We start from the raw sequence: 12,456 nt of genomic DNA on the forward strand, positions 1-12,456 counted from the left end.
GGGTCGGATCGACCGAAACCCGGCGGACCGCGCCGGGTTTTCTTATGTCTCCGGCGCATCCCCTCGACAAGGAGCCAATTGCCATGTCTGACATCCTCATGCCCAAGGCGACAGCCGTCTGGCTGGTCGACAATACCAGCCTTTCCTTCGAGCAGATCGCCGATTTCTGCGGCCTGCACCGTCTGGAAGTGAAGGGCATTGCCGATGGTGATGTCGCGGCGGGCGTGCGCGGATCAGACCCGGTCGCTACCGGACAGCTGACATCGGAGGAGATCGCGAAGGCTGAGGCTGACCCCAGCTACCGCATGCAGGCCAAGCGCCCGAAATATGCCGAGCTGCAGGAAACCGTGCGCAAGAAGGGGCCGCGCTATACCCCGCTTTCGCGCCGCCAGAACCGCCCTGACGCGATTGCCTGGCTGGTGCGTAATCACCCCGAACTGACCGATGGCCAGATTTCCAAGCTGGTCGGCACGACCAAGACCACCATTGAGGCAGTGCGCGACCGCACGCACTGGAACTCGGCCAATATCAAGCCGACCGACCCGGTTTCGCTGGGGCTTTGCAGCCAGATCGATCTCGATGAACAGGTCCGCAAGGCCTCCAAGCGCCGTAAGGAGATGGAAGACGCCGGTACGGTCAAGATCGAGGAAGATGTGCTCAAGCCGGCTGAAGAGACAGCACCGGCAGCCTCCGGCCCGACCACGCTCGACGAGCTGTTCGGCAAGAGCGCGCCGCAGGATGGTGACGAGGATTAGGCTGCACCGGCGTTCCGTTTTGGAGCGTGATATGCGCGAAAATCGGTCAAGATCAGGAGCAGGCCCGATGGAAGGGCCGCTCCCTTTCGAGGGACTGCGACGTAATAGGGGGCGATTTTCGCCATGCCTCTTCGAGGCGCGGCGGATTTCGCTCCTGACGGCGTCGAGCCGTCCTTGTGGAGAGAGGCTCCACGGCAGCCGTCTCTCCTTGCCAGGAACCAAATCCGCTACGCCCCGGCAAGCGGCTACAAGCCGCGTGCCTCATTCAGCAAAGAGTCGGAGCGAACTAAAGTTCGCTCCGGGGCCCGAAACCTGAATGCCGGTGCAGCCTAGTCCTCGTAATCCTCGCGCTTCATCACATAGTTGAGCGCGAGGCGGCCACCGTCTGCATAGATGCAGCTGCCGGTGATGTAGCTGGCTTCACGCGAGGCCAGGAACCAAGCGATGGAGGCAATCTCGTCCGGGTCGGCGATCCGGGCGAGCGGTGTCCGCGACAATACCATGTCCATCGCTGCCTTGTCCTCGTTCACCGATTTGAGCATGTCGGTGTTGACCGAGCCCGGCCCTATGGCATTCACCCGAATGCCGTAGGGGGCGAGTGACAGGGCCATGGCCTTTGTCATCTGGTTCAGCGCGCCCTTGGATGTGGAATAGGCCAGCTGGTCGGCAATCGAGACCACGGCGTTGATCGAGCTCATGTTCACGATCGCATAGCGGCGCCGGGCATCGTCGGCGCGGGTGTCATCGTCCTCGATCTGCCGGGTCATCTGGCGCGCAGCGGCGCGGGCCACCAGGAAGGCGCCGCGCAGGTTCACGCCCAGCACCTTGTCGAAATCGGCCAGCTCCAGCGACAGGATGTCCCCGCGCGCCAGCACGGCGGCATTGTTGACGAGGATATCGAGCTGACCGAAGGCCGAGAGCGTCTCGGCCATGAGATTGGCCACAGAGAGCTTGTCGGAGACATCACAGCTGACAAACAGGGCGCGTCCCTTGGCGGCGCCAAGATCCTGTGCCAGCGCTTCACCGGCCTTCTTGTCGATATCGGAGATGACAACGCGCACGCCTTCATCGGCCAGACGCCGCGCGCAGGCCGCGCCTATGCCGCTGGCTCCGCCTGTGACGATGGCAACGCGTTCCGAACCGGCCATGCGGCAAACTCCCGTGTCAGAATGGACAGGCCCTAGTCGCCGCGCGCAGCGCTTACGCGGGCATAATCACCGGCTATCGTTGTATTGTCCGGCTCCAGCTCGTAGGCGCGGGCAAAGAGCGGATAAGCCTCCTCATCTTCGCCGACCTGCTCCAGGGCCGCTGCCAGGGAGTGGAGAATGGCGCCCGAATCGGGCTCTGCCTCGACGGCCGCATAGCAGATATCCATGCCTTCAGCGGCCCGCTGCGCCCTGACCAGCGCCCAGCAAAGCGCGTTCAGCGCCGAGCCGTCATCCGGCGCAATGGCAACGGCCTCGCGCCCGTCTTCGACCGCGCGGTCCATAAGCTCCAGCTCGATGAAGGCAGCTGAGCGTCCGATCCATCCGCCGGGCGAGTCCGGGGCCAGGCGTATCGCATTGTCGTAGGCGGCGATGGCCTCCGTGCCGCGGTCCAGCTCCATATAGGTGCCACCCAGAAGGATGTGGACGAAATCGTCCTGCGGCATGCCGCGCTCGGCGATCAGCAGGTCTTCCAGTGCCTCTTCCGGACGATCCAGCTGCAACAGAGCAACCGCGCGGTTGCGCCGTACGATCGGGATGTCGGTATTGCCGCCATTATCGCGCAGAAGCGCGATCACCTGGTTATAGGTGAAAAGGGCCGCCTCGCTCTCTCCAAGCGCGAGCTGGCTCGCCCCCAGGCGCACACGCAGCTCGGCCTCGGTCTGCCAGGGATGAAGGCGCGCGGACAGGCAGGCGCGCAAGGCGGCAACAGCGGCCTCGGCGTCACCTGAGGCCATGGCCTCATTGGCGTCTGGACAGGCAGCTGCACCTTGCGGATTGCCGGCAGATGGCTGGGCGAAAGCCGGGGCTGCCAGACAGCCAAGCAGCAGCAGGACAAGCGCACGGGAGAAAGTCAGCATGGCGGGCCTTTGGGCGCGGGTTTCAGATCTGGTAGCGCATGATAGGCATGGCAGGTGGCCCGGTCCATTGGGGCGGGCAGGGATGTGCCGTCAGCCGATATGGTCCATGGGCAGGGCGCCCGCGTTGAATACCGATGAATGCCGGCGCTCTTCATAAACGGACAGGACGGGCGGCGGGAAGCCAGGGTCGGCAAACATGCCTGCGGCGACAGCGACAAAACCGGGAGCACCAGCCAGCTCGCAGAAGACGGTGGATGCGCACAGCGGGCAGGAGTGGAAGCGTGTTGACTGGCCGCTATCGCCCTGACGGCGCCACTGGCGCGTCTCCCCGCTCATTGTCAGGTGTTCGCGATGGAAGCGGGCCTGCACCACGTACACGCTTCCGGTGCGCTTCCGGCACTCAAGGCAGTGGCAGATGGCAACGCGCACCGGTTCGCCCTTGCACTGCACCTGCAACTACCCGCAACTGCACGAGGCCGTGCGATGGGTCATGCCTGCTTCCTCCGGTTCAATCCGGTCTGTAAGCGGTAGTTCTGACCCGTATCACGAAAAAGGGCGGACCATTGTTGGTCCGCCCTTCGGTCATGTGGTGAATTGCCGCAAAATGCGTCAATGTTGGCGCCGGAGGGTTTCAATTTCCTCCTTGAGGCGCAATTTCTGTCGTTTGAGTTCCGCAAGGCGCAGCGTATCTGCCGAAGGGTGCTTGAGTTCTTTCTCGATGCGGCTTTCCAGTTGCGTGTGACGTTGGTCAAGCTCACGGATACGCGCTTCAGCTGGCATGTGTAGCCTCCTTCGCTGGATCAAGGACCAGAAGTGAAACATCAAACCCCCCTCCCTAGCAATGGTGAAAAATGTCCGTGTAGCGGAAGGGTTTCCCATGTCTGAAGCCAAGTCCTTGCCCCGGCGGATGATTGTCGGTCTGTCGGGCGCGTCTGGTGTTGTTTACGGCATGCGCGCCCTTGAGGCCCTGCATGATCTGGGAATCGAATCCCATGTCGTGGCCAGCAAGGCCGCCGAAATGACACTCGGCTACGAAATGGGCCTGAAAGCGGCCGATATCCGCGCACGGGCAAGCCATACCTATGCCTTTCCCGATATCGGTGCTCCCATCGCGTCCGGCTCCTTTCAGACGCTGGGCATGCTGATTGCCCCGTGCTCGGTGCGCACGATGAGCGAGATCGCGACCGGCGTGACATCCAGCCTTCTCACCCGCGCTGCCGATGTGGTGCTGAAGGAGCGCCGCCGTCTGGTGCTGATGGTGCGCGAGACGCCGTTTCACCTCGGTCATCTGCGCACCATGACACAGCTGACCGAGATGGGCGCCATCATCATGCCGCCCTTGCCGGCCTTCTACGCGAGACCTGAGACCCTTGATGACATGGTGGACCAGTCCGTAGGCCGGGCGCTGGATCTCTTTGGCCTCGACTGGATGCCGACACGGCGCTGGGGGGAGGATATCAAGGAGGGCAGGCGCCCCGGCGCAGCCCGCAAAGGCAGGGCGTGATGCAAGGCTCGCACGGGCAAGGCCTGTGGGATTTCTCCGTCACGCTCTATGCGCATGCGCCGGTGAAGGCGGCTACCCTGGCGCTCCAGGACGCCGGTCTGGACGTGAATATTGCCTTCTGGATTGTCTGGACGACAGGGCAGGGGCGTGATCCCGGGCCGATGCTCGATGATGCGGTGCGCGTCACTGCTGACTGGCATGCCCTCGCCACCGGGCCTTTGCGCGGTGTCCGTGATGCCTTGAAACACGTGCCGGCCCCCGTTCCAGCTGCACCGGCGCAGGCATTGCGCCAGCAGGTTCTCGATGCCGAGCTGGCAGCTGAAAACATCGCTCAGGCGCTGCTGGAAAAGCTCGAGACAGTGGGCCTGGCCTCGTCGTTTTCCTGGCCGGAACGGGCCCTTGCGGGGCTGGAGCTTTATGCCGCGCACGCGGGTAGCAGCGCACCCGTTATCCATTTCAAAGAAGCCATTTTCTCCGCGCTCGAAAAAGGGTAATGTCCGCGCCCCGCAGACCGGGCTGGCCCCGGGCGGGAAACGGTCTTGTCCACGTCTTTGCAATCGTCACCTGCCTTGCCCGGCGGGCCGGTTGCATTCCAGAACAGGTGTATTGGCTGAGAATGTTCGGTGATCTGGACGAAGATGCGCTGATTGCCAAGCTGGCCGAGCTGCGCCGCGAACATCGCGCGCTGGACGCGGAAGTGCGCGCGGCGCAGGAGTGCGGAGTGGTCGATCAGCTCAAGCTGGTCCGGCTGAAACGCCGCAAGCTGATGCTCAAGGACATGATCTTCGCCATCGAAGACCAGCTCAATCCCGACATCATCGCCTGACCATCAGTGCGGGCGAAAGCTCGACGCGGGCGGTTTGCCGCTTTAGCTTTCCGGCAAGGACAAGATTGCAGGGAGGCTAGATCCATGAGTTTGCGTCTCAGACACCGCCTGGCGGCGGCCGTGCTCGCCAGTGCCTTCATCGCCGTGCCGGCTGTGCATGTGCCCGCGCTGGCGCAGGAGCAGGAGCAGGAAGAGGCCAGAAGCGTTTCCATCAATGATCTGTTTGCGCTGCGTCAGGCCGGTCAGGTCATGATTGCACCTGATGGCGGTGCGGTTGTGTTCACTGTTTCGGTGCCGCGCGATATCCGCGCGGGCGACAGTGACGGGGCGCCGTCGCTTCACCTTTATGCGGCGGACTCACCGGGCGCTGTGCGGGCACTGGTCGCGGGTGAAGATACGGTCAGCGGTGTCGCGCTGCATCCTGATGGCGAGAGCGTCACCTTCATGGCGCGCCGGGAAGGTGATGAGCGTCCGGCCCTTTACCGCATCGCCCTGGCGGGTGGCGAGCCGGAGCGCCTCTATCACCCGGACACCGCCATGCAGGGCTATACGGTGTCTGCTGACGGGCGCTGGGTCTATTTCATCGGCCGTGACCCGGATCAGCCGGATGACAGCGCGCTGCGCGAGCGCGGCTTCCGGGCGAATGTCTACGAGGAAAACCAGCCGTTTTCCCATGTCTGGCGGGCAGGCCTGGGTGATAATGAGCGCGCAGCTGAAGCGCTGGACCTGACCGGTCACGCTTCGGCCATCGAGCTGAGCGCGGATGGTTCGCGTCTTGCCGTCACACTGGCGCCGACGCCGTCCGTGGACGATTCCATGATGGAACAGCGCTGGACCATCGTCGACACGCAGAGCGGCGATGTGATCAGCACCATCCAGACGCCGGGCAAGCTGGGCATGGGCCGCTTCTCGCCTGACGGATCGCAATTTGCCTTTCTGGCTGCGATCAACCGTTCTGACGCGACGGCGGGCACGATCCATGTCGCGGATGTCCAGACCGGCGAGTACGTACAGGTGGCGGCCGATGCCGAGCAGCATATCCGCAGCTTTGAATGGCATGACGGGCAGGTTTTCGCGCTCGCCCATGTGCGTCAGGACAGTGCCTGGGTGACCTACACGCCTGAAGGCGGAGAAGTCTCGCGCGAAGCCCATGGCGGCTATGTCGCCCATTCGCTGAGCCTGGATGCCGATGGCGGGCATATCGCGTTCGTCGCCGACAGCCCGGCCCATCCGCGTGACGTGTATGTGGCCCGTCCGGGCGAGGCTCCGGCGCGCTGGGCCGACCTCAATCCGTGGCTGGCGAACCGCACGCTGGGCGATCAGCGCGTGGTGCGCTGGACGGCGCGTGACGGTGTCGAGGTTGAAGGCGTGCTCATCACCCCGCAAGGCGAGGCGCCCGAAAACGGCTGGCCGATGATCACCGTGGTCCATGGCGGGCCGGAAGCGCACGATCATAATGGCTGGCTTACCGGCTATTCGCGGCCCGGCCATATCGGCGCCGGCGAGGGCTTCGCCGTCTTCTACCCGAACTATCGCGGCTCTACCGGGCGCGGCTTTGCCTTCATCGAGTTGGACCATCTCAACCCGCCGGGCGAGGAGTTCGAGGATATTGTTGATGGCGTCGGCTATCTCGCCAATGAAGGCCTGATCGACCCGGCCCGCGTCGGCATTACGGGCGGCTCCTATGGCGGGTTTGCGTCTGCCTGGGGCGCGACCGTTGCCAGCGAGCATTTTGCCGCCTCGGTGCCGTTCGTGGCGCTGACCGATCTGGTGTCCTTCATGGGCAATACCGACATTCCGGTCGAAATGGTCGATGTCCACTTCATCCACTATCCGTGGGAGAACTGGGAGTGGTATTTCGAGCACTCACCGATCATGAACGCGCACGGCTCGACGACGCCGACGCTGGTCATGCATGGCGAGGTGGACACACGGGTTGCGCCCTCGCAGGGCTATATCCTCTACCGCTATCTCAAGCTGGCGGGCGAGGCGCCGGTGCGCCTTGTCACCTATCCGGGTGAGGGTCATGGCCTGCGCAATGCGGCGGCGCAGTTTGACTACGCCCACAGGCTGATGGGCTGGATGCGCCATTACCTGCAAGGGCCGGGCGGCGAAATCCCGTCTTCGGAGCTCGACTACGACGCGCTTCTGGCTGCTGACTAGCCAGAGCCGCCAATGTTTCCTGCCGCCGCGCGTCTCCGAACGGGCGGTGGCAGGCATTTTCATAATCATATGAGGACCGGAACATGACCGAGACGGATTTGCGCGTGGACGGCAAGGTGGCACTGATTGCAGGCGCCAGCCGTGGCATTGGCGAGGCGGCGGCCAAGCGCCTTGCGCGTAACGGGGCCATCGTGATCGCGGCAAGCCGCAAGGTGGAAGACTGCGAGCGCGTAGCCTCGGAAATCCGCGAGGCGGGCGGCAAGGCGCGCGCCATGACGCTGCATCTGGGCAGCGCGGGAGACCGCAAGGCGGCGCTGGAGGCCATCCGCAAGGAAGAAGGCCGGCTCGACATCCTCGTCAATAACGGCGCGACCAGCCCGTATTTCGGCCCCGTTGAAGACACGCCCGAAGACGCCTTTGACAAGACGTTCGACGTCAATGTGAAGGGGCCGTTCTTCCTCTCCACCGGCGCGATCCACATGATGAAAGAGACAGGCGGCGGCTCGATCGTCAATGTCGCCTCGGTCAACGGTCTGCGCCCCGGCTTCTTCCAGGGCGTGTATTCGATCACCAAGGCGTCGGTGATCTCGATGACGCAGGTGCTCGCCCAGGAGGCGGGCGGCCACAAGATCCGCGTCAACGCGCTCTGCCCGGGCCTCACCGAGACCAAGCTCGCGAGCGCGCTCACCTCCAATCCCGGCCTGGACGACATGATGAAGCGCAATTTCTCGCTGCAGCGCGTCGGCCAGCCCGAGGACATGGCCGCCGCCATCCATTTCCTTGCGAGCGATGCCTCCAGCTATATGACCGGCCAGTGCCTTGTTGTCGATGGCGGGATCATGGGCAGGGGGCCGTTGTAGAGGCAAATTAGCTTTCTCCCCCGTTTGCGGGGGAGTGGCCCGAAGGGCCGAGGGGGGATTGTTCTGAAAAAGCTCCCCTCCGTCAGCTTCGCTGACACCTCCCGCGTAAACGACGGGGAAGGAAACAAGGAGCCGCAAGGCACGCAATACCATGACCCGCATTATCGACATCTCCCCTGCCATCCGCCCCGGCCTGCCGGTCTGGCCGGGTGATACGCCGGTTCAGTTCCAGCGCACCTGGGACATGGGGAAAGGCTCGCCGGTCAATGTCTCGAAGCTGACCATTTCCACCCATACCGGTGCGCACGCGGATGCCCCTCTGCATTATAATGCCAAGGGCGAGGATGCCGGCGCGATGGCACTTGATGTCTTCATCGGGCCGTGCGTGGTTATCCATTGTCTTGACGAGGGTGAGCGGGTGAACGCCGATGTGCTGGCTGCGCGGCTGGAGGCGGTGTGCGGCGGCGATGTGCCCGGCCGCGTCCTGATCCGCACCTGCCACGTGGCGGCTCAAGATGCGTGGGACAGTGATTTCACGGCTATGGCGCCAGAGGCTATCGATCTTCTCCATGCCCGCGGCGTGATGCTCGTCGGCACTGACGCGCCCTCGGTTGATCCGGAAACCTCAAAGACCATGGATGCCCACAAACGCGTGGCCGCGCATGACATGCGTATTCTGGAAGGGCTGGTGCTCGATGATGTGGCCGAAGGGCGCTACGAGCTGATAGCCCTGCCGCTGAAGCTCGCCGGGCTGGATGCAGCGCCGGTACGGGCGGTCTTGAGGGAATTGAGCTGATGCAACTGGATGATGCGCGCGCGCTGGACCGCAATGACCCGTTTGCCCAAACCGCCAGGCTGTTCGACCTGCCGCAGGGCGTGATCTATCTCGACGGCAATTCGCTGGGCCCGCCGCCGCGTCCGGCGCTCGATGCGCTGGCAAGGGCTGCGCAAGCAGAGTGGGGCCATGACCTCATTGCCTCATGGAACAGCGCCGACTGGATGGGCCTGCCGCTGCGCACCGGCGTGCGCATTGCCCGCCTGATCGGCGTTGACGAGGCCAGCGTGATCGCGGGCGATTCCGTGTCGGTCAATCTCTTCAAGCTGGCGGCTGGCCTTGTCATGGGCGGGGCCAAGGGCGTCGCGGTAGAACGCGGAGATTTTCCGACTGACGGTTATGTGATGGAAGGGCTGGCGCGCCTGTCAGACTCCACTTTCACCTATATCGAGCCGGGCGCAGGCGTGGCCGGGCTGCTCGGCGGCGTGGATGTGCTGGTCAGGAGCGCGGTGCACTACAAGACCGCCGCCATTGTCGATATCGGGGCGGAAGAGCGCGAGGCTGCGCGGCTCGGCAAGACAATCATCTGGGATCTGTCGCACGCGGCGGGCCTTGTTGACCTGCATCTGGAGCGTGATGGCGCCAAGTACGCCGTGGGCTGCGGCTACAAATATCTCAATGGCGGGCCGGGCGCGCCTGCCTTCATCTATTGTCACCGCGATGTGGTCGAAGAGTTTGCCCAGCCGCTATCAGGCTGGATGGGCCACGCCAGCCCGTTCGCCTTCAAGGACGGCTACAAGCCCGCTACAGGCGTTTCCCGCTTCGGTGCCGGCACACCCCCCATCCTCTCCATGAGCGCGCTCTACGGTGCGCTGGAGGCGTTTGAGGGCGTCGACATGGGGCACGTTGAAGCCAAGGCGCGCGCGCTGGGCGATACTTTCCTGGCGGCTATTGCGCCGCTCGGCCTTGAGACGATCTCGCCGCCATCGGCGCAGCGTGCCGGCCATGTCAGCCTTGTTCATGAGGACGGCTATGCCATCGTGCAGGCGATGATCGCCGAAGGCGTGATCGGGGATTTCCGGGAGCCTGACGTTATGCGTTTCGGCTTCGCGCCGCTCTACCTCACGCATGCGCAGGTCTTCCGCGCCGGCCAGATCATGGTGGATATCGTCCGGTCAGGCCGCTACCGCGAGCCGCGCTTTGCCAGACGCAACCCGGTGACTTGAGACGGGCCGGCAGGCGGTCAGCCCTTGCCAAGCGCGTGCCTTTCAAGGGAAGCTTTACGCCAGCATGGACGCGTTCAAGGGGGCGATGATGGCGTGGATTATCCGGCTTGTGGCGGTTCTCTTTGGCCTGTTCGGGCTTGCCATATTGCTGCTGTTCGGGCCGGGTGCGCTCGATGCGCGCTATTTTAACCCGGCCCCGCCCGATCCCGCGCTGGAGGCGCTGTTTGCCGATCCGGTCGAGCCGGTGCTGACCGAAGAAGGGCTGCACGGGGCAGAGGATCTCGAACCCGGCCCGGACGGACGGCTCTATACCGGGCTTGCCGATGGCCGCATCATGGCGCGCGCGTCCGAGGGCGGCTGGGAGGAAGTGGCCCATACGGGCGGGCGGCCGCTGGGCCTTGCCTTCTCGCCGGACGGCGCCTTGCACGTTGCCGATGCGCTTCGCGGCCTGATCCGTCTTGATGAAGGCGGATGGACAGTGATCGATGAGCCGGGCGAGTTCCCGGCACTGGTCTTCACCGATGACCTGACCATTCTCGAGGACGGCACCATCATTCTTACCGATGCGTCGGGCCGCTACGGTTATGGCGAATACATGGAAAGCTTCTGGGAGGGCGAACAGACGGCGCGGATACTCGCCTACACGCCCGATGGCACGCGCCGCGTGCTCGCCGATGATCTGGCCTTTGCCAACGGGGTCGCCCACGACCCGGACTCAGGCGATGTCTTCATTAATGAAACCTGGGCGCGTCAGGTCCATGTGCTTGATCCGGTCACCGGCAATCTGCGTATCCTGATCGATGGCCTGCCCGGCTATCCGGACAATATCCACTGGGATCCGGAAGAGAACTTGCTGTGGATCGCCATGCCCTCGCGGCACAGCGAACTGATGGAGTTCTTCCATCCGCGCCCGCTGCTCAAGCGCCTCATGCGCCGTTTTGCCGATGTGTTCGGTGAGCCGGAGCTGCCCGCCCGCCCGGTCATGGGGCTGGCTGTGAACCGGCTGGGCGAGCCGGTCCGCGTGCTCTACGGGCCGACGCGCGAGGGCGAGCTGGGCGCGACCACCGTGGTGCCGTGGCAAGGGCAGATATGGACGGGTGGGCTGGACCGGCCAACGGTCGACGCCTTCCCTGTGCCGCCGCGCCTTGATGAGACCGCAGAGGAATGACTCGCATCCTCATCACGGGCGGGTCCAGCGGGATCGGTCTGGCGCTGACGCGCCGGGCGTTGGAACGCGGCTGGCAGGTTTCCTGGATCAGCCTTGATCCGGCGGAGATCAATAGTGCGCAAACCGCCCTGAATGGCGATTATCCTGATGCGGAGATTGATGCGCTGTGCGCCGACCTGACCGAAGCCGATGCCCTGGAACGCATCACCAAATGGGTGAAGAAGACCGCCGCGCCGGACATTCTGGTCAATAATGCCGGGATCGGGTTTTTCGGCGCTTCGGCCAGCCTCGACCCGGCGCGCGAACAGGCCATGATCGCGCTCAATATCTCTGCCCTGCACGCCATGACGCGCGCCTTTGTTCCCATGATGGAGAAGGAGGGCGGGACCATCGTCAACATCGCCTCCAATTCCGCTTTTCAGCCTGTGCCCTTCATGGCGGTCTATGCCGCCACAAAAGCTTTCGTGCGCCATTACTCGCTGGCGCTGGACCGGGAGCTGAAAGAGGCGGGCTCGAGTGTGCGCGTGATGACCGTATGTCCGGCGGCCGTGAAGGACACGCCCTTCAAGGGCGCGGCGGGCATGGAGGGCTTGCGCACGTTTGACAGCTTCACCTCGACAACCGCAGACGAGGTGGCGCGTGACGTCATGCGCGGGCTGGACGGGCGCAAACGGTTTGTGGTGTCGGGTGCAAAAATGCGCGCGGCATACATTCTCACCAAGCTCGCACCGGCAGGGCTGGTGCAGGCCATTGTCCGGCGCGAGGTGGAGCGGGTCTAGAGCGTTACCCCTGCTGTTCGGGCAGGCGCACGACCAGGCCGTCCAGCGCGTCGCTTACCTTGATCTGACAGGAGAGGCGCGAGCTGGCTTCCACGTCCGAGGCAAAATCCAGCATGGATTGTTCCATGGAGGAGCGTTCGCCGGTTTTGTCTTCCCAGGCCGGGTCGACATAGACATGGCAGGTCGCGCACGCGCACGCGCCGCCGCAATCGGCATCGATGCCGGGCACCATGTTGCGGATGGCGGTTTCCATCACGGTCAGCCCGTTGACGGCTTCCACCGTGTGTTCTGTGCCGTCATGCTCGATAAAGGTGATTTTCGTCATAAGATGCCCT

General features: G+C 64.0%; 15 protein-coding genes. 10 read left to right on the forward strand and 5 right to left on the reverse strand.

The window, feature by feature from the left end; translation table 11 throughout:
- The first annotated feature begins 83 nt into the window (after positions 1-83).
- Positions 84-755 (forward strand): DUF1013 domain-containing protein, encoded by a 672-nt coding sequence (locus IEV75_RS01390; protein WP_188450756.1) that lies wholly within the window; start codon positions 84-86, stop codon positions 753-755.
- Between the two features lie 329 nt (positions 756-1,084).
- On the opposite strand, the gene IEV75_RS01395 is transcribed toward IEV75_RS01390, so the two are convergent.
- From IEV75_RS01395 to IEV75_RS01410, 4 genes are all read right to left on the reverse strand, one after another.
- A complete protein-coding gene (locus IEV75_RS01395; protein WP_188450757.1) occupies positions 1,085-1,903 on the reverse strand; it encodes an SDR family NAD(P)-dependent oxidoreductase in 819 nt (272 codons plus the stop codon).
- A gap of 32 nt (positions 1,904-1,935) precedes the next feature.
- On the reverse strand, positions 1,936-2,820 hold the full coding sequence (locus IEV75_RS01400) for a tetratricopeptide repeat protein (protein ID WP_188450758.1): 885 nt from the start codon (positions 2,818-2,820) through the stop codon (positions 1,936-1,938).
- Between the two features lie 90 nt (positions 2,821-2,910).
- Complete coding sequence (locus IEV75_RS01405) at positions 2,911-3,270, reverse strand: GFA family protein (protein WP_444542679.1); 360 nt, start codon at positions 3,268-3,270, stop codon at positions 2,911-2,913.
- Between the two features lie 159 nt (positions 3,271-3,429).
- Positions 3,430-3,600: a YdcH family protein gene (locus IEV75_RS01410; protein WP_188450759.1), complete on the reverse strand. Its 171-nt coding sequence runs from the start codon at positions 3,598-3,600 to the stop codon at positions 3,430-3,432.
- A gap of 97 nt (positions 3,601-3,697) precedes the next feature.
- On the opposite strand from IEV75_RS01410, the gene IEV75_RS01415 reads away from it, so the two are divergent.
- The 9 genes from IEV75_RS01415 to IEV75_RS01455 all read left to right on the forward strand — a co-directional run bounded on the left by IEV75_RS01415 (position 3,698) and on the right by IEV75_RS01455 (position 12,121).
- Positions 3,698-4,324, forward strand: a complete 627-nt coding sequence (locus tag IEV75_RS01415) for a UbiX family flavin prenyltransferase (protein ID WP_188450760.1) — start codon at positions 3,698-3,700, stop codon at positions 4,322-4,324.
- Complete coding sequence (locus IEV75_RS01420) at positions 4,324-4,818, forward strand: TIGR02444 family protein (RefSeq protein WP_188450761.1); 495 nt, start codon at positions 4,324-4,326, stop codon at positions 4,816-4,818. Before IEV75_RS01415 ends, IEV75_RS01420 begins: the two co-directional genes overlap by 1 nt.
- A gap of 122 nt (positions 4,819-4,940) precedes the next feature.
- Entirely contained in the window at positions 4,941-5,150 is a 210-nt protein-coding gene (locus tag IEV75_RS01425) for a YdcH family protein (protein ID WP_188450762.1), read from the forward strand.
- A gap of 84 nt (positions 5,151-5,234) precedes the next feature.
- Positions 5,235-7,313 (forward strand): S9 family peptidase, encoded by a 2,079-nt coding sequence (locus IEV75_RS01430; protein ID WP_188450763.1) that lies wholly within the window; start codon positions 5,235-5,237, stop codon positions 7,311-7,313.
- 83 nt (positions 7,314-7,396) lie between these two features.
- Entirely contained in the window at positions 7,397-8,173 is a 777-nt protein-coding gene (locus tag IEV75_RS01435; RefSeq protein WP_188450764.1) for a glucose 1-dehydrogenase, read from the forward strand.
- Between the two features lie 151 nt (positions 8,174-8,324).
- Positions 8,325-8,969, forward strand: coding sequence for an arylformamidase (kynB, locus tag IEV75_RS01440; protein WP_188450765.1), 645 nt, complete (start codon positions 8,325-8,327; stop codon positions 8,967-8,969).
- Positions 8,969-10,174: an aminotransferase class V-fold PLP-dependent enzyme gene (locus IEV75_RS01445; RefSeq protein ID WP_188450766.1), complete on the forward strand. Its 1,206-nt coding sequence runs from the start codon at positions 8,969-8,971 to the stop codon at positions 10,172-10,174. Before kynB ends, IEV75_RS01445 begins: the two co-directional genes overlap by 1 nt.
- Positions 10,175-10,238: 64 nt before the next feature.
- Positions 10,239-11,342 carry an SMP-30/gluconolactonase/LRE family protein gene (locus tag IEV75_RS01450; RefSeq protein WP_217978769.1) on the forward strand — a complete coding sequence of 368 codons (1,104 nt, stop codon included), beginning with the start codon at positions 10,239-10,241 and terminating at the stop codon, positions 11,340-11,342.
- Positions 11,339-12,121: an SDR family NAD(P)-dependent oxidoreductase gene (locus IEV75_RS01455; protein ID WP_188450767.1), complete on the forward strand. Its 783-nt coding sequence runs from the start codon at positions 11,339-11,341 to the stop codon at positions 12,119-12,121. Before IEV75_RS01450 ends, IEV75_RS01455 begins: the two co-directional genes overlap by 4 nt.
- 4 nt (positions 12,122-12,125) lie before the next feature.
- Here the strand turns inward: IEV75_RS01455 and IEV75_RS01460 are convergent, their stop codons facing one another.
- Positions 12,126-12,446 (reverse strand): 2Fe-2S iron-sulfur cluster-binding protein, encoded by a 321-nt coding sequence (locus IEV75_RS01460; protein WP_188450768.1) that lies wholly within the window; start codon positions 12,444-12,446, stop codon positions 12,126-12,128.
- Positions 12,447-12,456: the final 10 nt, after the last annotated feature.

It is taken from the genome of Glycocaulis albus (genome assembly GCF_014639075.1).
GTDB classification, from domain to species: Bacteria; Pseudomonadota; Alphaproteobacteria; order Caulobacterales; family Maricaulaceae; genus Glycocaulis; species Glycocaulis albus.